Annotated in this window: 18 protein-coding genes and 1 rRNA gene; 10 read left to right on the top strand and 9 right to left on the bottom strand. The window is 73.7% G+C overall.

Annotation, left to right across the window (positions count from 1 at the left end):
• Both rrf and ABTZ03_RS31990 read left to right on the top strand, forming a co-directional pair.
• A 5S ribosomal RNA gene (gene rrf, locus ABTZ03_RS31985) occupies positions 1-86 on the top strand; the annotation flags it as partial.
• Positions 87-306: 220 nt separating this feature from the next.
• Positions 307-2,415 (top strand): phosphocholine-specific phospholipase C, encoded by a 2,109-nt coding sequence (locus ABTZ03_RS31990; RefSeq protein WP_350516629.1) that lies wholly within the window; start codon positions 307-309, stop codon positions 2,413-2,415.
• A 79-nt stretch (positions 2,416-2,494) separates the two neighbouring features.
• On the opposite strand, the gene ABTZ03_RS31995 is transcribed toward ABTZ03_RS31990, so the two are convergent.
• Together ABTZ03_RS31995 and ABTZ03_RS32000 are read right to left on the bottom strand one after the other, a co-directional pair.
• On the bottom strand, positions 2,495-3,154 hold the full coding sequence (locus ABTZ03_RS31995; protein ID WP_350516630.1) for a hypothetical protein: 660 nt from the start codon (positions 3,152-3,154) through the stop codon (positions 2,495-2,497).
• A 171-nt stretch (positions 3,155-3,325) separates the two neighbouring features.
• On the bottom strand, positions 3,326-4,087 hold the full coding sequence (locus tag ABTZ03_RS32000) for a hypothetical protein (protein ID WP_350516631.1): 762 nt from the start codon (positions 4,085-4,087) through the stop codon (positions 3,326-3,328).
• A gap of 246 nt (positions 4,088-4,333) precedes the next feature.
• On the opposite strand from ABTZ03_RS32000, the gene ABTZ03_RS32005 reads away from it, so the two are divergent.
• The 4 genes from ABTZ03_RS32005 to ABTZ03_RS32020 all read left to right on the top strand — a co-directional run bounded on the left by ABTZ03_RS32005 (position 4,334) and on the right by ABTZ03_RS32020 (position 7,698).
• A complete protein-coding gene (locus ABTZ03_RS32005; RefSeq protein WP_350516632.1) occupies positions 4,334-5,026 on the top strand; it encodes an LPXTG cell wall anchor domain-containing protein in 693 nt (230 codons plus the stop codon).
• 32 nt (positions 5,027-5,058) lie between these two features.
• A complete protein-coding gene (locus ABTZ03_RS32010; protein WP_350516633.1) occupies positions 5,059-5,580 on the top strand; it encodes a hypothetical protein in 522 nt (173 codons plus the stop codon).
• Positions 5,581-5,962: 382 nt separating this feature from the next.
• Complete coding sequence (locus ABTZ03_RS32015) at positions 5,963-7,048, top strand: C40 family peptidase (RefSeq protein WP_350516634.1); 1,086 nt, start codon at positions 5,963-5,965, stop codon at positions 7,046-7,048.
• A 131-nt stretch (positions 7,049-7,179) separates the two neighbouring features.
• A complete protein-coding gene (locus ABTZ03_RS32020; protein WP_350516635.1) occupies positions 7,180-7,698 on the top strand; it encodes a hypothetical protein in 519 nt (172 codons plus the stop codon).
• A gap of 25 nt (positions 7,699-7,723) precedes the next feature.
• Here ABTZ03_RS32020 and ABTZ03_RS32025 read toward each other — a convergent pair whose 3' ends face one another.
• The 7 genes from ABTZ03_RS32025 to ABTZ03_RS32055 form a co-directional block, all read right to left on the bottom strand.
• The gene (locus ABTZ03_RS32025) at positions 7,724-8,572 is read right to left on the bottom strand and encodes an alpha/beta fold hydrolase (protein ID WP_350516636.1); all 849 of its coding nucleotides are present in this window, start codon (positions 8,570-8,572) and stop codon (positions 7,724-7,726) included.
• A 40-nt stretch (positions 8,573-8,612) separates the two neighbouring features.
• Positions 8,613-9,752 carry a glycosyltransferase family 4 protein gene (locus ABTZ03_RS32030; RefSeq protein ID WP_350516679.1) on the bottom strand — a complete coding sequence of 380 codons (1,140 nt, stop codon included), beginning with the start codon at positions 9,750-9,752 and terminating at the stop codon, positions 8,613-8,615.
• A gap of 68 nt (positions 9,753-9,820) precedes the next feature.
• Positions 9,821-10,927: a fatty acid desaturase family protein gene (locus tag ABTZ03_RS32035; RefSeq protein WP_350516637.1), complete on the bottom strand. Its 1,107-nt coding sequence runs from the start codon at positions 10,925-10,927 to the stop codon at positions 9,821-9,823.
• A 254-nt stretch (positions 10,928-11,181) separates the two neighbouring features.
• Positions 11,182-13,833 carry a glycoside hydrolase family 31 protein gene (locus ABTZ03_RS32040; protein ID WP_350516638.1) on the bottom strand — a complete coding sequence of 884 codons (2,652 nt, stop codon included), beginning with the start codon at positions 13,831-13,833 and terminating at the stop codon, positions 11,182-11,184.
• A gap of 88 nt (positions 13,834-13,921) precedes the next feature.
• Entirely contained in the window at positions 13,922-14,737 is an 816-nt protein-coding gene (locus ABTZ03_RS32045; protein WP_350516639.1) for a carbohydrate ABC transporter permease, read from the bottom strand.
• 2 nt (positions 14,738-14,739) lie between these two features.
• Positions 14,740-15,642, bottom strand: a complete 903-nt coding sequence (locus ABTZ03_RS32050) for a carbohydrate ABC transporter permease (RefSeq protein WP_350516640.1) — start codon at positions 15,640-15,642, stop codon at positions 14,740-14,742.
• 111 nt (positions 15,643-15,753) lie between these two features.
• Positions 15,754-17,028: an extracellular solute-binding protein gene (locus ABTZ03_RS32055; protein ID WP_350516641.1), complete on the bottom strand. Its 1,275-nt coding sequence runs from the start codon at positions 17,026-17,028 to the stop codon at positions 15,754-15,756.
• 300 nt (positions 17,029-17,328) lie between these two features.
• Between ABTZ03_RS32055 and ABTZ03_RS32060 the strand changes: the two genes are divergently transcribed.
• From ABTZ03_RS32060 to ABTZ03_RS32075, 4 genes are all read left to right on the top strand, one after another.
• Entirely contained in the window at positions 17,329-17,751 is a 423-nt protein-coding gene (locus ABTZ03_RS32060; RefSeq protein ID WP_350516642.1) for a CU044_2847 family protein, read from the top strand.
• Positions 17,748-18,737 (top strand): trypsin-like peptidase domain-containing protein, encoded by a 990-nt coding sequence (locus ABTZ03_RS32065; RefSeq protein WP_350516643.1) that lies wholly within the window; start codon positions 17,748-17,750, stop codon positions 18,735-18,737. Before ABTZ03_RS32060 ends, ABTZ03_RS32065 begins: the two co-directional genes overlap by 4 nt.
• A 4-nt stretch (positions 18,738-18,741) precedes the next feature.
• Positions 18,742-20,247, top strand: coding sequence for a VMAP-C domain-containing protein (locus ABTZ03_RS32070; RefSeq protein ID WP_350516644.1), 1,506 nt, complete (start codon positions 18,742-18,744; stop codon positions 20,245-20,247).
• Positions 20,248-20,348: 101 nt separating this feature from the next.
• Positions 20,349-21,476 (top strand): AAA family ATPase, encoded by a 1,128-nt coding sequence (locus tag ABTZ03_RS32075; protein ID WP_350516645.1) that lies wholly within the window; start codon positions 20,349-20,351, stop codon positions 21,474-21,476.
• The last annotated feature ends 5 nt before the right edge of the window (positions 21,477-21,481 follow it).

Raw genomic sequence — 21,481 nt, forward strand, 5'->3', positions numbered from 1 at the left:
GTTACATTCCGAACCCGGAAGCTAAGCCTCACAGCGCCGATGGTACTGCAGGGGGGACCCTGTGGGAGAGTAGGACGCCGCCGAACAATCATTCAGAAAAGCCCCCGCCGGGTGAACCGGGCGGGGGCTTTTCGCGTTTCCGGCCCCCGGGCTTCCGGCCGTGCGGCGGTGTTGGGAAGTTGGCTGGACAACAATTGGCCGAAAGCTCACGCGGCGTTCGCTGGAGGACTGTGTTCGACCCGCGTGCGATGTCTATGTTCGAGCCTTCTTCGTACTTGTGCAGTGCACGACTCGGAAGGACATCACGTGGCCTCCATCGACAGGCGTCGGTTCCTCCAGCTGGGCGGCGCCTCCGCGGCCGCCGCCGGCCTCGGGGCGTTCCCGCCCGCGGTCGGCAAGGCGTTGGCCCTGCCCGCGATCAGCCGGACCCGTTCGATCAAGGACGTCGAACACGTCGTCATCCTGATGCAGGAGAACCGTTCCTTCGACCACTACTTCGGCACCCTCCGCGGGGTCCGCGGGTTCGGCGACCCGCGCCCCACGCTGCTGCCGGACGGTCGGCCGAACTGGCACCAGCCCGCCGCCGCGGTGAAGACCGGCCGCTACCACGACCGCGGTCTGCCGGCCTCCGAGAAGGAGGTGCTGCCCTGGTACATCGACCCCAGGAACACCACCGAGTACCAGGCCGGCACCGACCACGGCTGGAGCAGCGGCCACCTCGCCTGGAACGAGGGGCGCCACGACCAGTGGGTGAACCAGAAGCAGGACGTCATGACGATGGGTCACCTCAAGCGCCAGGACGTGCAGTACCACTTCGCGCTGGCCGACGCGTTCACCGTCTGCGACTCGTACTTCTGCTCCGTCCACGCCGACACCGCCCCCAACCGCATCTACCTCTGGACCGGCACCAGCGACCCGCGCAATGTCTACGGCCGCAAGCCCAACGGGCCCGGCCTGGAGGAGCGCAACAACAAGAACGGCTACACCTGGACCACCTACCCGGAGCGGCTGGAGGACGCGGGGGTCAGCTGGAAGCTGTACCAGGGCGGTTCGGGTGAGCCGGGCACCCCGACGGACAACTACACCGACAACTCGCTGATGTTCTTCGAGCGTTACCAGACCGCCGAGGGCGCGTCCGGGCCGCTGGTGGAGAAGGGCGCGAGCGACCACACGCTCAAGGAGTTCCGGGCCGACGTCCAGCAGGGTCGGCTGCCCCAGGTCTCCTGGATCGTCCCGCCGTACAAGTACAGTGAGCACCCGTCGGCCACGCCCACCGACGGCGCCTACTACATCAACCTGGTGCTGGACGCGCTCACGTCCAACCCCGAGGTGTGGGGCCGGACCGTCTTCCTCATCAACTACGACGAGAACGACGGGCTGTTCGACCACGTCGTCCCGCCGATGCCGCCGGTGGTCAGCCGGCCGGGCGGCCAGGGCATGGTCTCCACCGACCTGGAGGCCAGCCTCGCCGACGAGTTGCTCGACCTCGCCAAGTACCCGGGCGAGATGAGCCCGCTGGTGCCGGGCGCGGACCGGGGCGGGCTGCAGCCGATCGGGCTCGGCCCGCGGGTGCCGCTGCTGGTCATCTCCCCGTGGTCGCGCGGTGGTTGGGTCTGTTCGGAGACCTTCGACCACACCTCCGTGCTGCGGTTCCTGGAGGCCCGGTTCGGCATCGAGGAGCCCAACATCAGCGCCTGGCGCCGCGCGGTCTGCGGTGACCTCACCTCGGCGCTCGACTTCTCCGGCGCCGACCCGCGCCCGGTCTCGATCGCGGTGCCGGCGCCGATCGCCTCGCGGGGCAAGCCCTACCAGGTGCCGCTGCCCCAGCAGCTGCCCACCCAGGAGCCGGGCACCCGGCCGGCCCGCGCGCTCCCGTACGACCTGCGGGTCAACGAGGACGAGACCGACGACGCGACGGTGTTCCAGCTCAACATGGACAACCAGGGTGCGGCCGGCGCCTGGCTCTACGTCTACGACCGGACGGCGCCGACGGGGGCCCCGCGCCGCTACACCCTCTCGGCGGGCGACAGCTTCGAGGACCACTGGCCGCTGGTCGACGGCCGCTACCACCTGGTCGCCCACGGGCCGAACGGCTCGGTGCAGGAGTTCGAGGGCAAGACGGTGGGCGGCCTGGTCGCCCGCTTCGAGCCCGCGAAGAACAAGGTGCGGGTGACGATCTCCAACCACGGGGACACCACCCGGACGGTCACCCTTGAGAACGCCTACGCCAAGGGCGCCAAGCAGGGCCGCACCATTCGGCCCGGTGACGACGCCCGGTTCACCTTCGACCTGGGCGGCGACAGCCGGTGGTACGACGTCACCGTGACGGGCACGGACGGACCGGCGTTCCGCCGCCGCTGGGCCGGGCACGTCGAGAACGGCCGCCCGGGCACCAGCGACCCCGGCCCGCGCTGACCGGATCCGCGTCGGCCCCGCTGGGGGACACCTGACCGTGGGCCCTGGCAGCACTGCCAGGGCCCACGGCCGTTCGCGGTCAGCCCGCGGGCTGCCAGGGGCGGCTGGGGACCCACAGCGGGACGGGGCCGCCGCGCGGCATGGCGCGCGCCGCGTCGTCCTCCAGCCGGTCGTCCACCCGGTCCGGATCGCCCTCGCTCAGCTCCACCAGCGCGGCGGCGGCGATCCGGGCGCAGCACAGCACCAGCGCCAGGGTGTCCTGGCGGCGGTGCCGCTCCCGGACGTAGGCGTCGACCCGCTCCTCGATCCGGGCGCGGTGGGACGGGCCGTCCCCGGCGGCCAGCGCCTGCACCCCGTGCCAGACCAGGGTGAGCGCGCAGGGCTCGGCGGGGTGGCTCACACCCTCCCGGTCCGCCTCCTCGCGGGCCTCGGCCGAGCGCTGCCCGAGCCACTCCAGCGCCGCCGGCCCGTCCTGACCGCAGGACCGCAGGAGCAACTCGGCGGCGTGCTCCGCGACGGCCGGCAGCACGGCCGAGGCGGGCACCCGCAGCCCGGGGGCGGGCGCGTCGCCGAAGGACAGCCAGGTGTCCGCGAACGAGGCCGCCCGCAGCCCGCCCACCCACGCCGGCGCCCCGCCGGTCGCCCCGAGCCACTCCCCGGCCCCCAGCCGGATCAGCCCCACCGCCACCAACCGCGCCGCATCCCCGTCCAGCCCGAGCAGCCGTCCACTCCGCACCACGCACCCCCGCCTGCGATCGTCACTCCTTGGCCACATCCCATCACAGCGCGACGGGAACGAACTAGGCAGGGTCACGTCACGAATCGGTGCCGGTGTGGGAGGGCCCTCCGGGCGGACGGGCGGACGGGCGGACGGGCGGACGGGCGGACGGGCGGTGGTCTGGGTCCGGGGTCAGGTGGCGGTGGCCGTGGGGCGGCGTCGGCGTTCGGGCCAGGGGTAGCCGAGTTGGGCGGCGTACGCCCGTGAGCCTCCGCAGACCTCGGCGGTCGTGCGCGGGTCCTCGGCGGAGAGGCGCGACACCAGGGCCTCGGCCTGGGCGGCCGGGTGGTCGTCGGAGACCGGGATGCTCAGCCGGAACTGGAGCCACGGGTGGCCGTCCCGGATCGCGGGGCGACCGGGGTGGAGCAGGAGGACGGTGAGCCGGTCGGGTTCCGAGGGCCAGGCGGAGACGGAGAGCAGCTCGCATTCCCAGGCGGTCAGCCAGTCGGTGCGCCCGTGGACCCGTTCCTCCAGCAGCCTGGCGACCGTACGGGCCGGCCACTCCCAGCTGTGGTCGGCGGCGGCCCGGTCGAGCTCCGCTTCGTACCGGTCGGCGTCGAACCGGAGTTCCGGGAGGTCGACGGACGCGGCCACGGGGTTGCGCCAGCCGTTCCAGACCACGTGCCGCCCCTCGCGCCGGACGGTCACGCTGATGCCGCCGCAGCAGGCGTCGGCGCAGTGGGCCTCGGCGAGTCGGACCGTACGCGGGGTGTCGGTCGCCCGCAGCGGGGTCCCCGGGGCGAGCAGGAACCGGGGGTCCTCGGCCGGTCCCGCGTCGAACACCTCGGCCAGGACGTCCCGGCCGTCGACGATCGGGCGGCACTCCACCGAGCCCTCGGTCCCGAGCGGCGGTACGACGATGCGGAGGGAGAGCAGGTTCGGTGCTGTGGTCACGGCCCGATGGTTCCGGAGTCGACGGGGCTTGTCAGCCGGGTTTCCGGCGGGAGGCGGCTGACCAGGGGCGTTGTCGGGCGGGTGAACCCCGCGGGCCGTGCGGGCCGTACTTGACGGTGACGGCCCCTGTGCCGTCCGTCGCCGCCTCGCGTGCCCACCGCTTCCCACGGGCGGAGTGGCCCGGGGCGGCCCTCGTGACCCCCACGAACCCTCAGAACCCTCCCAACCCTTCGAGGAGATGCACAGATGAAGCACGTACGCCGCGCTGCCGCGGTCACCGGTGGTGCGGTCGCCGCCCTGGCCCTGGCCGGTACCGGGCAGGCCTTCGCCTGGAACCCGAGCGACGCCTCGCTGACGATCGGCTGCCGCACGGACGCCGGTCACGTCGTGCTGGTGCTCGGCAACAACTACAAGGACGCGGGGGACTACACCCTCAGCCTGGTGGGCGGCACCGAGAAGTACCACGGCACGCTCGGCGCGCACGCGACGACCAAGGTGACCGTCGGCTACTCCGGCAAGGGCGACGACTGGCGGTTCACCCTGGCGGACACCCACGTGGACAAGCACGTCGCCGACGTGCCGCTCTGCCCGACCGCCACGCCGACCCCGCCGGTCACCCCGACGCCGACACCCACCCCGACCAAGCCGGCGACGCCGTCCGGGACGCCCACCCCGACGCCCACCCCGACGTCGAGCCGTACGGCGACGCCGTCGCCCAGCGGCAGCCCGTCGGCGACCCCGTCCGGCACGCCGTCCTCGCCCGCCGCGCACCCCTCCGTCTCGCCTTCGGCTTCGGAGAGTGCGAGCGCCGCCCCCGCCCTGGCCCAGACCGGTGGCGGCGGCAACACCGGCCTCGCGGTGGCGGGTGCCGCCACCCTGGTCGCCGGCGCCGGACTCGTCGTGGCGGCCCGCAAGGCCGGCGCCCGCCGCAAGGCCTGACGGCCGGCCGGGAACGCGGAAGGGGCGGCGGGATGTTCGTCGACGGGGCGTGGCGCCTCACGGTGGTCGGCAAGGACGCCGACTTCGAACAGCGTGCGGTGGTCCGCACGCCGTACGGCGTGCAGGTGCTGGCCGGTGTGGTGGGGGAGTCCATGGTCGTCGACGCGGACACCTGGGAGCTGCGGCTGGAGCACCTGTGGCCGGGCGGCGGCTGGCGGCCGGACGTCGAGGTGGTGCCCGGCCCGGTGACCGTCGAGGGCGGCCGCCGCACCCGGGAGGTCCGGGCGCGGGACTGCCGCTGGCCGGGCCGGCCCGCGTCGGACGTGCTGCACAACCTGGTGCTGCGTCTGGACGCGCTCGGCGTCGCGGCACCGGAGCGGTCGGCGCTCGGGGTGGAGGCGATCGGCCCGGCCTCGACGCCGTCGGTGCGCACCAGCGGCGGGCCGGGCCCCGGGTCGCGCCTCACACCGGGGACGGCGACGCCCGGCACCACGAGGTCCGGCAGCACGACGTCCGGTACCACCAAGTCCGGCGCGGTGACCCCCGGCTGGTGACCCGCCGGTGCCGTCCCAGGGGACTCTCCCGTCCCTGGGACGGCCCGGGGACGCGAGCGGCCACGCACGGGAACCCGCGGTCGCCGCGGAGGCGCTCGGTGCCCGGTCGCAGGGCGGAGCCGGTGCTGAGGCACGTACGGGTCGTCATGCGGGACACGCCGTCGGCCGCCCCGACCGCCCGTCAGCCGTTCGGCCCACCCCCGGGGAGGGGCGAGTTCCGGGCGGGCGGGGTCTCACACTCGGGCGGACGGGTGTCTCACCGTGCAGGCAGGCGCCGTGAGACGCGTTCCGGCGGCGGATGGGACGGCAGATGTCTCCCGTCCGGGCGGTGGAGTGGGGCACAGTTCTGCCGACGAACCATCACGCCCTTGGAGATCCCGCTGTGAACACCCTCCTTCCCACCCGGCGCCGGCTGTCGCTGGGTCTGGCCCTGGCCGCCGCGCTGACCGGTGTCGGCGCGTACACCGCCTCGACCGCCTCCGCCGCGACCGCGCCGGCCCCGATACCGCTCACCTCCCCGTCCTGCCCGGCCACCATCCAGCAGGGGGAGGCCGACGGCTGCGTCACCCAGCTGCAGGCGGAGCTCAACCTGACCGGCGCGACCCTCACCGTGGACGGGCAGTTCGGTCCGGCCACCGGCACCGCCGTGCGCACTTTCCAGACCGCGCACCACCTGACCGCGGACGGCCTCGTCGGCCCGGCCACCAAGACGGCGCTCGACGCGGCGGCGGCCGCCGCCTCCGGCACGGTGGACCTGCGCACCCAGTGCGGCACCCTGCGGACCGGCGCCACCGGCCAGTGCGTCTCGACCCTGCAGACCCTGCTGAACACCTTCAACGCGGGCCGCCTCGTCGTGGACGGGCAGTTCGGTCAGGCCACCGACACGGCCGTGCGCAACTTCCAGGCCGCGCACGGCCTGACCATCGACGGCATCGTCGGCACGGGCGTCAAGACCGCCCTCTACAGCAGCACCCCGACCCCGCTGCCCAGCGGCCCGATCAACTCCACCAAGGTGCTGAACGCGGCCAAGTCCTACCTGGGCCTCCCGTACGTGTGGGGCGGCGGCCACTCGCTGCGCGGCGAGGGCCCCGGCCCGTCGCTGGGCACCTGCGACGGCTACACCGGCTCGATCCAGCCCTGCCCGGCCGACACCACCGTCGGTCTGGACTGCTCGGGCCTGGTCCGCGCGGCCTTCTGGTTCGGTGCCGGCATCGACCTCGCCAACGGCGGCGACACCACCGAGCAGACCCTGGACAAGCACCTCACCCGGATCACCGAGGCCCAGCGCCGCCCCGGCGACGTCGAGTACTTCGGGACGGACGCCCACAACACCAGCCACGTGGTGCTCTACGCCGGGACCGACCCGGCGACCGGCGCGGACATGATGTACGAGGCGAAGGAGACCGGCACCGACGTGCACTACGTCACCCTGCGCACGGGCGGCTACTGGTACCACGTCTCGGCCTGACCCGACGGACCCCGCGCGGGAGTTCGAGGACCGGCCCTGGGGCGGCTCGAACCCGGGCGGGGTCCGCGTCCGTGGTACCGGTGGAGGCCGGGTGTCCGGCGAGCGGCGAGGACGGACGCGGGAGGACAGCGATGGCCTGGTACCAGGGCCCGAGCCGGATCACGGTGACGGCGGTGGAGGGTGAGTGGCCGCAGCGGGCGGTGGTGACCGTCCGGGGCGTCGCGCCGGTGGAGATCCCGGCGCAGGTCGGCGCGGTGCACCTGGTGGAGGCGGACAGCTGGCAGCTGGCGCTGGAACACCGCGTCGGTACCGAGTGGTGCCCCAACATCCGTGCCGTGCAGGGGCGTTGGCAGGAGATTCGGGGCGTGCAGACCCAGCTGGTGCACAGCCGCAACCGCGACCGGGCGGGCGACCGCCGGGACCGCAACGTGGTGCTGCGGATCGAGCGGGTGGAGCCGGACGGCGGCGCCCCCGTGGCCGCGCCCGGACTGTCGGCCGCCCGCCGTACCGCGACGGCGGGGACGGTGCCGGGGACATCCGGGACGGCCGGCCGACGGACCACCACCTCGACCGTCGGCTCGGAGCCCCTGCGGCCCGCCGCCCCGGCGGCCACCCGGACGACCGCCACCGGCGGCTCCTGGGGTCGTTGACCGGCGGCCGGGCCGTCCCCGGACCTCAGCCCGTCTCGGTGATCAGGGCGCGGAGGGCGGCGGCGACCGGGGCGGGGCGTTCCTGCATGGCGACGTGGCCGGTGTCCGGGAGGGTGAGGAGACGGGCGTCGCGGAAGGCCGCGTAGGCGCGGGCGGCGAGCCGGAACGGGACGAGGCGGTCCTCCCGGCCGTAGACCAGCAGGGTGGGGGCGGTGATCCGGCCGGCCTGCTGCCAGGGGGAGGAGACGCCCCGGTGCAGGGAGGCGCGGACCACCGCGCGCATGCCCTCGGGCAGTATCCGCGGCGCGTGCGGGAGCGCGCTGCGGCGCAGGCGTTCGCGGGCCTCGGTCGCGCGCTGGTCGGGGCGGACCCGGCCGGGGTCGGCGTAGATCAGCCGGTAGAGGTCGTCGAGTTGGCGCTCCGGGCTGCGGCCGGCGAGCAGCCGGCCGTACAGCCGCGGGGCGCCCGGGAGGGCGAGCAGGGCCGCCAGCGCGGCCCGGGGCGGCGGAAGGGCCGGCAGGACGGGGGCGAGCAGGGTCAGCGAGGCGACCAACTCGGGCCGGTGGGCGGCGAGATGGAGTGCGGTCAGGCCGCCGAGGGAGTTGCCGACCAGGTGGACCCTGCGGTGCCCGGCGCGGTCGAGGTGGGCGGCGACGGCGGTGGCCTGGCCCTCGACGGTGACGACGCCCTCGGCCGGGGGAGCGGACCGGCCGTAGCCGGGCAGGTCCAGGGCCAGGCAGTGCACCGAGCCGTGCAGCAGGTCGATCAGGGCGGCCCAGTTGTGGGTCCAGCCGCCGAGTCCGTGCAGGAACACGGCGGTCCCGGCGCCGGGTGCGGTGCTGGGGGTGTAGTCGGCGGCGAGCGGCTGGTGCACGGGGGTGGGTCCTCATCGTGGTCGGGGGCGAGGGGGCGGCTCAGCGCCGCAGCGGTCCGGCGGTCTCCGCGATGGCGAGGCGGTAGTGGCCGATCAGCCGGTCGCCGACGGCGTCCCAGCCGCGCTCGGACACGGCGGCGCGGCCCGCCCGGCCGAGGTCCGCCCGCAGGTCGGGGTCCCGGGCGAGCCGTTCGACGGCCGTGCGGAACTCCTCCCCGGCGCCGGGTGGCACCAGGAAGCCGGTGCGCCCCGGGCGGACCAGGTCCAGCGGCCCGCCGGCCGCCGGGGCGACCACCGGCAGGCCGCTGGCCATCGCCTCCTGGACGGTCTGGCCGAAGGTCTCGTACGGCCCGGTGTGCGCGAACACGTCGAACGAGGCGTACAGCCGGGCGAGTTCGTGCCCGGTGCGGCGGCCCAGGAACACCGCGTCCGGCAGTGCGGCCTCCAGCGGGGCGCGGCACGGGCCGTCGCCGACGACCACCAGCCGGACGCCCGGCAGGCGGGACGCCGGCGCCAGCCGGTCGACCTGCTTCTCCGCCGCCAGCCGTCCGACGTAGCCGACCAGCACCTCCCCGCGCGGGGCGAGCCGGCGGCGCAGGGCGTCGTCCCGGTGGCGCGGGTGGAACCGCTCCCGGTCGACTCCGCGCGGCCACAGGTGCAGCCGGGGGACGCCGTGGGCGGCCAGTGCGCCCAGCGAGGCCTGGGAGGGTGCCAGCGTCCGGGCGGCCGCGGTGTGGATCCGCCGCAGGATCCGCCAGGCCGCCCGGGGGCCGGCCCCGCCGAGGAACGGCAGGTAGGTGCGGGCGTACGCGGCCATGTCCGTCTGGAACACCGCCACGGCCGGGATCCCGGCCCGCCGGGCCGCCGCCGCGCCGGCCGCCCCGAGTGCGAACGGCCCGGCCAGGTGGACGACCTGGGGGCGGTGGCGGTCGATCGCGGCGGCCAACCGCCCGCCGGGCAGGGCGATCCGCACCTCCGGGTAGCCCGGCAGCGGCACCGACCGGACCCGCAGCACCTGGTAGCCGTCCACCTGCTCGGGACCGCGCCGGGCGCGGGTCGCCGGGGTGACCACCAGCACGGAGTGGCCGCGGGCGGTCAGGTGCTCGGCGGTCCGCAGCACGGAGTGGGCGACGCCGTTGAGCTGCGGGGGGAAGGACTCGGTGACGATCAGGACGCGCAGTCGGCCGCCGGGCGCAGCCGGGGCCGGGCCCGCCGCGGGGCGGACCGTCGCCCCGGACAGCAGTCGGCTCACCGGGCGCTCCCGCGGCCGGCCCGCGCCCCGGGCACGGACGGCACCGGAGGCACGCGGGGTGGGGCCGCGCCCGGGGGCGTGTCGACGGAGCGCCCGACCTCCCGCAGGTCGCGCAGGATCTCCCGGAAGGAGTCGACCAGCCCGGCCTCGCCGTACGCCAGGCCCACCTCGGCGCAGTAGCCGCGCACGATCCGCGCGGCGGGCCGCAGCGCCGCGATCGGCATGGCCGGGAAGAGGTGGTGCTCGATCTGGTACCCGAGGCCGCCGAACAGGAAGTGGGTGAACCGCCCGGCGCGCAGGTTGCGGGAGGGCAGCACCTGGCGCCGGAGGTAGTCCGCGGGCGGCTCGTCCGGGCCGGTCATCGGCATGCCCTTGTGGTTGGGCGCGAAGATGCAGCCCAGGTAGACGCCGAGCACGGCGCCGCACAGCACGGCGAAGGCCAGCGCCTGGAGCGGGGTGAGCACGACCAGCAGCAGGCCCGCCGCGAGGACGTAGTGCAGTGCGGCGAGGCTCCGTTCCAGCACCGGGTGGCGGAGCCGGCCCCGGACCAGGGTCACGGTGGTGGCGACGACCAGGCCGAGTGCCTGGAGGGAGAGCAGCGGGAAGAACAGCTCCGCCTGGTACTTGGCGACGGTCCTGCGCAACCCCCGTGTCCGCCGGGCCTGTTCGGCGGTGCGGACGAAGAGGATGGCGTTCGCGGCCGGATCGCGGCCCTCCCGGTTGGGGTGGGCGTGGTGGCGGTTGTGGTCGCTGACCCACCAGCCGTAGCTCATCCCGACCACCAGGTTGCCGAGCAGGATGCCCGCCAGATCGGTGCTCCGGCGCCCGGAGAACACCGCGTGGTGCGCGACGTCGTGCCCGAGCAGCGCCAACTGGCCCAGGACCAGGGCGAGTACGGGGGCCAGGCCGAGCTGCCACCAGCTGGCGCCGAGGGCGGTGAACCCGGTCAGGACCAGCGCGAGGGCGAGCAGCAGGGCGCCGGCCCGGCAGCCGTAGTACAGCGGGCGCCTGCGGAGCAGTCCGGCCTCGGTGACGCGTCGGCGCAGCTCGGCGAAGTCGCCGTGCCGGGTGGTGCCGGCGGTCGGGGTGTCCTGAAGGGTCATGCCACCATCCCGGTCTCGGGTCGCTCCGGCCGGTCGTGGCCGTCATGCCGTCCGGCCCAGGGCCACGTGGTGTGGTCCTGGGCCGGACGGCCTCAGCCTTTCGTGTGTGCTCGGTGGTTGTCCCGGTGCGGTCCCGTGTCGTGGTCGGATGGGCACGATCGGGCGGGGGGCGGCCCGGTTTGCTCCGTCAGGGGTGCGACGGCCGATCGTGTTTGCGAGGCCCGGCGGGAATTGTCGGACACGCCCTGGGGCGGTCAGTGGATCAGGTGGAGGCTGAAGGCGTCGTCGGTGGAGAAGGACGGCGTCTTCACGTGCGTCACGCCGGTCGCCTCGTCGTGGTACCAGCCGGAGTCGGCGGAGTCGAGGGCGGCGGCCGAGTCCAGCTCGGGCAGCGGGCCGCCCCGGGTGACCACCAGGCGGGGGGCGGGCTGGCCGTGCACGCTGAACCGGTACGCCCGGGCGTCCGGCTTGCCGGTGTAACTTCCCTCGCTGGCACCGACCTTGACGGTGGTGACCGGGCCGTGGGCGTGGACGTCCACCCGCTGGGTGGCCGAGGCGCCGGTCGCGTACTGCCGGGTGGTGCCGTCGTCCTCGTACAGGGTGTAGGAGCTGTCGCCCTGCGGGTAGAGGTCGTAGTCCAGTTCGCCGCGGTCCCGGTTCTGCCAGGACAGGGTGCCCTGGGGCCACATCGGGACGATCGCGCCGCCCTTGACGAACACCGGCAGGGTGTCCAGCGGGGCGGAGTAGTCGTTGATGGTGGTGGGGCCCTGGTAGGTGCGGCCGGTCCAGTAGTCGGTCCAGGTGCCCTCGGGCAGGTGGATGCCGTTGCGCACCGAGGTGTCGGAGTAGACCGGGGCGACCAGGAAGTCCGGGCCGGCCAGGAACTCGTACGTGGCGTCCGGTCCGAGGGCGGCCGGGTCGTCCGGGTACTCCAGGGCGAGCGGGCGCACCGCGCCGATGCCGGTGCGGGTGGCCTCGGCGGAGAGGGTGTACATGTACGGGAGCAGCCGCTCCTTCAGCTGGAGGTACTTGCGGTTGATCGAGGTGTACGGCTCGCCGTCCAGCCAGGGCTGCTGGTCGCGCTGCTGCTTGCCGGTCATGTCCTTGGCCCAGCCGTCCATGGTCATGATGGTCGGCAGGAAGGCCTTCCACTGCAGGTCGCGGGTGTACATCTTCGGGTCGCGGCGGAAGATCGAGCCGACGTCGCCGGTGTCGTAGGCGATGCCCGACATGGTGGCGCCGGCGTAGGTGGGGATCTGCCAGCGGATGTAGTCCCAGGAGAGGCTCTGGTCGCCGCTCCAGAGCACCCCGCAGCGCTGGGCGCCGGCCCAGGAGACCGGCAGCCAGACGAAGCCGCGGGCGTCGCTGTTGTCCTCGATGCCGGCCTTGGCCTGGTCGCAGGCGTTGAGGGCGAAGTCGTAGCCGTTGCCGACCCAGGCCACGTCCAGCTTGCGCACCCGGACCCCGGCCTTGACCTCCTCGGCCTGGTTGGGCAGGCCGTTCTGGGTCCACAGGCCGAGCTGGGCGTGGTCCTTGCGCAGGCCCTCGCCGGTCTGCGGCAGGTTCTCGTAGCCGCAGCCGTAGCCGTCGTTGACCAGCATCCAGCCGAGCGGCATCCCGTTCTGCTGGTAGCCGTCGGCGACCTTGAGCGCGTCGGTGGTGTGGCGTTCGCCGCGGTTGGCGTTGTGCAGGTAGCAGTCGGAGTCGCCGGGTTCCAGGCCGTAGACCGGCGGCATGAAGGGCTTGCCGACCAGGGCGGTGTACTGGCCGATCACCGACTTGACGTCGCCGGTGAAGTAGTAGGCGTCCAGGCGCCGTTCCTGCTGTCCGGTGCGCACCGGCGAGCCGAAGTCGTAGATCCCGGGGGCGAAGGTGTTGCGGAAGACGCCGTAGCCGGCGGTGGAGACGTAGAACGGCTGGGAGTTGTTCCAGCCGCCCTCGTTCCAGTTGGTGCTGTTGGCGACGTGGACGGTCCGGTCGCGGTGCGAGAAGCTGCCGTTCTGTTCACCGCCGCCGAAGAACTGCTCGTCGGCGCCGCGCACCAGGCTCTGCCGCAGACCGCCGGTGGACCAGCGCAGCGGGGCGTCCTCCTGCCAGATCGCGGTGCGGTTGTCGGCCTGGTAGAGGCCGAACCGCAGCGGGTGCTTGTACACCCGCAGCACGACGTGCCCGGAGCGGATGCCGTAGTAGTCGCCGGCGTCGAACGAGCTGGTGCGGGACTGGAGTTCGGGCTGCTTGCGGATGATGGTGCTGCCCGCCGGGTCGGTCAGCACGCCGTCCGGGGCGGCGCGCAGCCGCAGCTGGTCGTCGGCGAGGAAGTCGACCTTGGCCTTGAGGGGGCCGGCGGCGATGTCGTAGCTGCCCCGGCCGCCGGAGAAGGAGGTGAGGTCGCCCGCGTCGGCGGTCTTCGGCAGGTAGGCGTGCAGGGTGACGGAGGCGCCGTGCACGTCGTACGGGACGACCAGGACGTGGTAGGTGCCGGAGGCCTTGGGGATCACCGTGGCCTCGGGGTCGGCGGTGCCCGCGCTCTCGGCGACCTCCTTGCCGTTCGCGTCGTAGACGTAGAGGTCGAAGTCGTCGGTCTGGTGCGGCCATTGGATCGAGATCGGGACGCCGCCCTCGGGGTTGTCGTCCCAGTAGCCGGACGGGACGTTCACGGTGAGGTCGAAGCGGCCGCAGACCGCGCCGTCCGGGTCCTGCGCGGCGGCCGGGCAGGAGGTGGGGCCGCCCAGGGTGCCCTTGGCGTAGGTGGGGCTCTGCCAGCCGACGTCCTGGTGGGCGCCGTCCAGGACGGCGACGGCGGGGGTGGCGGCGCGGGCCGGCAGGGCCGGTCCGGCCAGTGCGGCGAGGCTGGTGAGGGCCGCCGCGAGGGCGGCCCTGCGGAGCTGGGGTCGGAGCAGGCGCACGGGGGGTTCTCCTGTCGACTCGAAGGCTCGATCTGCTGCTGTGTGCGTGTGTGCGTGTGTGCGGGGCTCGATCCGCCGGTGCGGACGGCTACTTGACCGATCCGGCGGTCAGCCCGGAGACCACGTGCCGTTCGATCAGGGCGAACAGCACCACGACCGGCACGATCGCGACGACCGAGCCGGCGAACAGGTAGTTCCACTGGACGGTGTAGTTGCCGATGAAGCTGTTGATGCCGACGGTGAGCGGCTGGCTGCCCGGGTCGGTGGACAGCGTCAGGCCCATCACGAACTCGTTCCAGGCCGAGATGAAGGTGAAGATCACCGCGGTGACCACGCCCGGCAGGGCCAGCGGCAGCACGACCCGCCGCAGCACCCCGAGCCGGCCGAGGCCGTCGAGCAGGGCGGCCTCCTCCAGCTCCACCGGGATCGAGGAGATGTACGCGGTGAGGATCCAGACCGCGAAGGCCAGGTTGAAGGCGGCGTTGCAGAGGATCAGCGTCCAGACCGAGTTGAGCATGCCCAGCTGGTAGAACTCGCGGTACAGGCCCACCAGCAGCGAGGTCGGCTGGAACATCTGGGTGACCAGGACCAGTAGCAGGAACAGCCGCCGGCCCCGGTAGCGGAACCGGGCGGTGTAGTAGGCGGCGGGCAGTGCGACCAGCAGCGCCAGCACGGTGGCGCCGCCGGCCACCAGCAGGGTGACCCGCAGGTTGGCGCCGAGGGTCGAGTCCTGCCAGACGCCGATGAGGTTGGACCAGGCGAAGTGCTGGGGCAGGTACGTCGCGTCGCGCAGCTCGTCGGCCGGGCGCAGCGCGGTGACCACCATCTCCAGGTAGGGGAACAGGAAGACCGCCGCCAGCAGCCAGGCCGCCCCCGCGAGGGCCAGGCTCCGCGTCCTGCGCATCGTCAACTCTCCTCCCCGTTCCAGCGGCTGACCTTGAGGAAGACCAGCACCATCAGCACCACGAGGGCGAAGTTGACCACCGACATCGCCGCGGACTCCCCGATGTCGGTGGCCTTCAGCTGGTACATGAACACCGTGCTGGTGGCCGTCGAGCTGTCCGGGCCGCCCCGGGTCATGCCCCAGATCACCGGGAAGGAGTTGAAGACGTTGATCAGGTTGATCACCACGCCGACCAGGAAGGCCGGGCGCAGCAGCGGCAGGGTGATCCGCCGGTAGGCCTGCCAGGCCGAGGCACCGTCCACCCGGGCCGCCTCGTACACCTCGGCGGGCACGGTCTGCAGGCCGGCCAGCAGGGTGTAGGTGGTGAACGGGAGCGAGACGAACACCGCGACGAACACCATCCACGGCCAGGCCGTCGACGGGTCGCCGAGCCAGTCCCGCGGGCCGTCGACCAGCCCGAGGTCGGTGAGCAGGGTGTTGAGCACGCCCGCCGTCCGGTCCAGCATCCAGCGGAAGCCGATCGCGGTCATCAGGACGGAGGCCGCCCAGGGGGCGATCAGCGCCCAGCGGGCGTAGCGGCGGCCCGGGAACCGCTGGTCGAACAGCTGGGCCAGGGCGAGCGAGAGCAGCATGGTCAGGCCGACCACGGCGAGCGTCCAGACCACCGTGGCGAGCAGCACGTGCCCGAGGTCGCTCTCGCCGAACAGCTTGCGGTACTTGTCCAGCCCGGCCGAGCCGCGGACGAAGCCGCTGGTGCTGATCCGCAGGAACGAGGTGCGGACCATCTCGTACACCGGCCACAGCACCACGGCCAGGATCAGCAGTACGGCCGGGGCGATCCACGGCAGCGGGCCCAGCCGGCGGGCCGGCCGACGGGCGTTGCGCACGGGGGAGTTGAGGGTCACGGCGTCGCCTTTCGCAGTCCGGTCCGGTTCCGCAGTCCGGTCAGGTGTCGCAGTCCGGCCATCGGTCAGGTGTCGCAGTCCGGTCCGGTTTCGGCAGTCCGGTCGGGCCCGTCACCTGTTCGCGACGGCGTCCTGGGCCTTCTTCTGCAGATCGCCGAGCACCTTGGCCGGGTCGCCCGACACGGCGCCGCCGATCGACTTCTTGATCTCCGCGGACACCGCGTCCCAGCTGGTGTCGCCGAGCGGGTAGAACACGGCGTGCGGCAGCAGGGCGAAGAACGGTTCGAGGTCCTTGTGCTTGCCCCCGGTGGTGAGTTCGTCCAGCACGCTCCTGGTGACCGGCATCAGGTTGTACGTCTCGTCGAAGGTCAGCTGGTTGGCCTTGGAGTACGCGAAGTCGAGGAACTTCCTGATCTGCTCCTGGTGGCCGTTCTTCTTGAACGCCATCATCCAGTCCGCCACCCCGAGGGTGGAGGTCAGCGGGCCGTTCCGGCCGGGGATCGGCGCCACCCCGTAGTCGACCTTGCCGGTCTGCGCCATCTGGATCAGCGACGGGTGTCCGTTGAGCATCGCCGCCTTGCCGGCCGCGAAGTCGGCGAACGCGGTCTTGCGGTCGGTGCTGGCCGGGTTGGCGTAGGTCAGCCCGGGGTCGACCAGGTTCGACTTGAGCCAGCGGAAGGTGTCGATGTTCGGCTGGCTGTTCAGGGTGTAGGCGCCGTCCGGCCCGGTCGGCCCGCCGCCGTCGCCGAGCTCCCAGATCATGCTCTCGCCCTGGGCCTCCTCCGGCCCGAGCGGCAGCGCGTACGGCGTCACCCCGGGGACCTTGGCCTTGACCAGTTCGGCGTCCTTGCGCAACTCCTCCCAGCTGGCCGGGGGTTGGGAGATGCCCGCCTGCTGGAACAGGGTCTTGTTGTAGAACAGCGCCCGGGCCGAGGAGACGAACGGGATGCCGTACTGCACGCCCTTGACCTGCCCGGCCTTGGCGAAGCTGTCGATCAGGTCCGCCCGGGTGGCGGGCGACAGCACGTCCTCCGCCTTGTACAGCAGGTCGTCGGCCACCTTGTCGGCGTAGCCCCCGGTCTGCAGCACGTCCGGCATGTTGCCGCTCTGGATCATCGTCTTGACCTGCTGGTCGATGTCGTTCCAGTTCACCACCTGGACGTCCACCTTGATGCCGGGGTTGGCCGCCGTGAACGCGGTGGCGACCCCGTTCCAGTAGGTCTTCGAGCTGTTGGACTCCTTGTCGCCGTAGTCGGCGGCCACCAGCTTGAGCGTCACCTTGCCGTCGGCGTCCGCCCCGCCGCTGCCGCCCCCGCTACCGCAGGAGGTGAGCGCGAGCGCCCCGAGCGCGCACGCCGAGACGAGGGCCAGTACACGTTTGTCCACTGCGGTTACCGCCTTCGTGCGCGCTTGATCGGGTGATCCAAGATGCTTGAAGAGTGCTGGTTCTGAGCAGTTTCGAAAGAGCAGCTTGCTGCTTCGGGCGGTTCATGTCAATCGAAGCGGGTGATTTCCGCACACTGCCGCCCCCGGCCCGGCCCGACGGGAGAACCTCTGCGCAGAAACGCTCAACTCAGGCCCCGCCGCCCGGTTCCGCCGTCCCGATGTGTCCTACCCCGTAACGGTGGGTGGCGCGGGGGTCGCGGTATTGTGGCGCGCGGTTCGGACGTTCGGGAGGGGAGCGGCGTGGCCGGGGACGTGACGGTGGAGACGATCGACCTGGGGGACGGCACCACGGTGCGGGCCGAGGTGATCGGCGAGGTGGGCTTCGCGGTGGCCGGGGACGAGGACGGCTTCGGTGACGTCGGCCTGCGCGACCGGGCCGCCAAGGTCGGGTCGGCGGTGGCGCTGTCGCTGGACCAGGTGCGCGGCACCGTGCAGGGCATCGGGCGCTGGGCGGCGGAGACCATCGCCCAGGGCGAGTCCGGGGCACCGGACTCCTTCGAGGTCGAGTTCGGGCTCAAACTGGCCGTCAAGTCCGGGCAGTTGCTCGGCATCATCGCGGAGGCCGGGAGCGAGGCCGGGCTGACCGTCAAGCTCTCCTGGGACCTCGCGGCGCGGCGCGAGCGCGCGAACGCCGAGGCCGCCGCCCCCGCCGCAGCGGAGTGACCGGCCCGCAACTCGACCGGGCTCGCGCCGAGGCGCTGCACCGCTGCGCCGTGCGGATCGAGGCGGTGGACGGCTTCCGGGGCAGCGGCTTCCTGGTCGCCCCCGGGCTGGCCGTCACCTGCGCGCACGTCGTGCTGGACCGGCGCGGCCCGGCCGAGGGACTGGTCGTCCGGCACGGGGCGAGCGCCTACCCGGTGGTGCCCGGGGCCGTCCGCGCCGAGCCCGACAGCGCGGGCGCCGGCCCGTTCGAGGCCTTTCCCGACCTCGCGCTGCTCGACCTCCCGGCCGCCGCCGGGTCGGGCCACCCGGTGGCCCCGCTGGCGGGCGTCGAGGCCGAGCCCGGCAGTTGGTTGACCGCCCTCGGCTACTCCGAGGCCACCCCGACGCCGGGGGCCAGCATCGACACGGTCGCCCTGCGTGTGGTCGGCAGCTCCGGCGAGTTCATCGGCGTCACCGGCCATGTGCAGCCCGGCTTCAGCGGCAGCATGCTGGCCGGACCGGACGGACTGGTGCACGGCGTGCTCAAGGGCAGCCGCTCGTACAAGCAGGACCTGGGCGGCTGGTACGTCCCGCTCGGGGCGCTGATCGCCTTCCTGGGGGCGGCGGTTGCCGTCGCGGTGCCCGAACCGCCGCCCACCGACGCCGAGTTGGTGGCCGCGCTGATGTCCGTCCCGTACACCGCGCGGGCCGACGGCCGGTACGACCTGCTGGAGCGGATGGGCGAACACCTCGGCCTGCCGCACTCCTTCGAGGTCGAGGAGCGCTCCGACCGCCGCGACCACCTGTCCCGGCTGGTGCGCCGCTGCCGGTACCACCGCGACCCGTCGGCCGCGTTGGGCGTGCTGTACGCGGCGCTGGCGGAACTCGCCCCGTACGACGGCGGGTTGGAGCAACTCCGGGGGCTCGTGGAACGGGCCGTCGGCGGGCCGCTGCCCGGTGGTCCGGTGGCGGGTGGGTCGCTGCCCGGTGGTCCGGGGGGCAGGTAGCGGGATGGGCGGAGCGGCGTACGGCGCCCGGCCGCCGGCGGCCCTGCTCCTCACCGGGACCGCCGAGGGCCTGTTGGCCGAGATCCTGTTCGACTTCCGGGGCATCTCCCGGAAGGACTTCCGGCAGGACGTGCTGGAGACCATGGGCCGCTCCCCGTCGTCCCGGATGTTCCACCTGGACGTCAAGGAGGCCGACACCGCGCGCGAGCACGTCCGGGAGATCCTGCTGGGCATCCGCCGCGCCCGCGACCCCCGGGCCGTGCTCGGCTCGCTCGGCGAGGCGCTCCGCGCCCACGACCCGTACGACGGCGCGCTGCCCTGGCTGGAGTTGACGGTGCTGGCGCTGACCGCCGAGACCGGACTGCCGACCGAGCTGCTGCTGCGCATCGTCGTCCTGCTGCGCGCCGTCACCCCGCCGCCCGGCCCGCCCCGGCTGCTCGCCCACGTGCCCACGCGTGCCCCCGGCCGGCAGCGGATCGACGAGCGGACCACCCTGCCGGAGATCCTCGGCCGGCTGCTGGACCACTTCGGCGGCCCCGACGCGGGCTACGCGCTGGCCTTCCTGGACAGCCTGGCCCACGACCCGGAACTCTCCCGGCAGCACCCGCAACTCGGCGGACTCGCAACCCTGTTGAGCGGCATCGGGGTCGCCCGGCCGGCGCCCCCGGCGGAACCCGCCGGCCGGCTCATCGTGCAGATCCGGCTGGACCCGGAGACCCCCGAGCACATCGAGGCCGGCCGCTACCACCTCCGGGCGTCCTACTACCGCCAGCCGCTGGCCGGCGGCTCGATCGAGCGCCTCAACGACCTGGTCACCACCGACTCCCTCGCCAGGGAGGACCTCGTCGCCGAGGGCAGCGCCCGACTGGCCGGCTGGCAGGCGCTGTTCACCGAGATGGCCCGGAGCAAGCGCAGCCCGGTGCGGATCGAGTTCCTGCTGCCCAAGGCGTTGCTCGGGCACAGCGCCGAACTGTGGTCCCCGACCCCCGGCGGCCACCGGCTCGGACTGCTGCACCCGGTCGTGGTCCGCTCCCTGGACCGCTACGCCAACCCGTGGCTGCACACCGACGCCTGGTACGAGCGCTGGGAGCACCTGTTCACCGAGGCGATGGACTGCGAGGCCGTCGACCGGATCGGCTGGCCGCCCCTGCACCCCGAACGGGCCGCCGACCTGCCCGGCTGGCTCGACGGCCGGCCCACCCTGGCCTGCCTGGGCCTCGACACCCCGTACGACGAACTCGACCCCCGGGTGCGCACCGCCGTGCTCGACGCGATGGTCTTCGACGGCGTCCCGGCGATGCTCTGGCGCCGGGCCCCGGGCGCCCCGACCGACATGGTCGACGCCCTGCGCCGGGACCGCCCGCGCTCCCTGGCCCAGCTGCCGGAGGCCGTCCACCGGCACCGCAAGGTGACCCGGGCGGCCGAGGCGCAGGACGGCATCACACTGCTCTGGGACGATCCGAACTGCGTGGATCCGGATCAGGACGCCGGCTTTCCGGGGATGGTGTGAACCGGGGACGACGTGAACCGGGGACGGCCCCGGGCCGGAGCCCGGTGCGGGCCGAGGGGATGCTGTGAGCCGGGGGATGCCGGGGATGCTGGGGAGAAGCGATGGTTTCCGACGACCGTGGTGACGAGGAGCAGGCGGTAACGATGGCCGAGAACTGGTGGATCTACCGGGGCACCGGCGTGCCCCACGACGGCATCGCCGCGCTGCCGCCCGCCCCCGCCTGGCGGTCCTTCGGCGACTGGGTGGAGCACGCGGAGGAACTGCCGCCGCCCCCGGCCGACGACGCCGGCGGACCGACGGCCCGCCGGCTCGGCCGCACCCGCCAGGCCACCGCCTACCAGGCCGACGACCGCGAGATCCACCTCGTCAACCTGGCCCTCCACCTGCGCCGCCCGCTGCTGATCACCGGCAAGCCCGGCGTCGGCAAGTCCACCCTGGCCTACGCCGTCGCCCACGAACTGGGCCTCGGCCCGGTGCTGCGCTGGCCGATCAGCAGCCGCTCCACCCTGCGCGACGGCCTCTACACCTACGACGCCATCGGCCGCCTCCACGAGGCGGGCCTGCGCGCGCCGCACCACGCCCCGGGCCACCAGGACCCGAACGACCACCGGCCGGACCAGCACGCCGCCCCGGACCACCAGCCGCCCGCCATCGGCCAGTTCCTGCGCCTCGGCCCGCTCGGCACGGCGCTGCTGCCCTGGCGCACCCCCCGCGTCGTGCTGATCGACGAGATCGACAAGAGCGACATCGACCTGCCCAACGACCTCCTGAACGTCTTCGAGGAGGGCGAGTTCGAGATCCCCGAGCTCCAACGCCTCGGCCCGGTACCGCAGGAGGTCGCCACCGCCGACCCGGGCCGGCGGGCGATCGTCCGCGGCGGGCACGTGCGCTGCGCCCACTTCCCGCTGGTCGTCCTCACCAGCAACGGCGAACGGGAGTTCCCCTCGGCGCTGCTGCGCCGCTGCGTCCGGCTGGAGATCCAGCCGCCCACCGAGGAGCGGCTGGCCGCCATGGTCGCCGCCCACCTGGGCGCCGACCACTCCGCCGACGGTGCCCAACGGGCCGCGCTGATCACCGAGTTCCTGCGCCGCCAGCGCGAGGACGGCGCCGACCTGGCCAACGACCAACTGCTCAACGCCCTGCTCATGGCCGAGCGCGGGCTGTGGGGCAGCGGACCGGGGCGGGACGTCATCCAGGACGTCCTGCTGCGGCCGCTCAACGAGAGCTGAGGCGG

Source organism: Kitasatospora sp. NPDC096077, assembly GCF_040303245.1.
In the GTDB taxonomy this organism is placed as follows: Bacteria; Actinomycetota; Actinomycetes; order Streptomycetales; family Streptomycetaceae; genus Kitasatospora.

Bases quoted from the DNA above. Each gene is read 5' to 3' on its own strand.
- ABTZ03_RS32005 (WP_350516632.1), top strand. From the start codon at position 4,334: ATGAAGCACGTACGCCGCGCTGCCGCGGTCACCGGTGGTGCGGTCGCC.
- ABTZ03_RS32010 (WP_350516633.1), top strand. From the start codon at position 5,059: ATGTTCGTCGACGGGGCGTGGCGCCTCACGGTGGTCGGCAAGGACGCC.
- ABTZ03_RS32020 (WP_350516635.1), top strand. From the start codon at position 7,180: ATGGCCTGGTACCAGGGCCCGAGCCGGATCACGGTGACGGCGGTGGAG.
- ABTZ03_RS32035 (WP_350516637.1), bottom strand. From the start codon at position 10,927: ATGACCCTTCAGGACACCCCGACCGCCGGCACCACCCGGCACGGCGAC.
- ABTZ03_RS32045 (WP_350516639.1), bottom strand. From the start codon at position 14,737: ATGCGCAGGACGCGGAGCCTGGCCCTCGCGGGGGCGGCCTGGCTGCTG.
- ABTZ03_RS32070 (WP_350516644.1), top strand. From the start codon at position 18,742: ATGGGCGGAGCGGCGTACGGCGCCCGGCCGCCGGCGGCCCTGCTCCTC.
- ABTZ03_RS32075 (WP_350516645.1), top strand. From the start codon at position 20,349: ATGGTTTCCGACGACCGTGGTGACGAGGAGCAGGCGGTAACGATGGCC.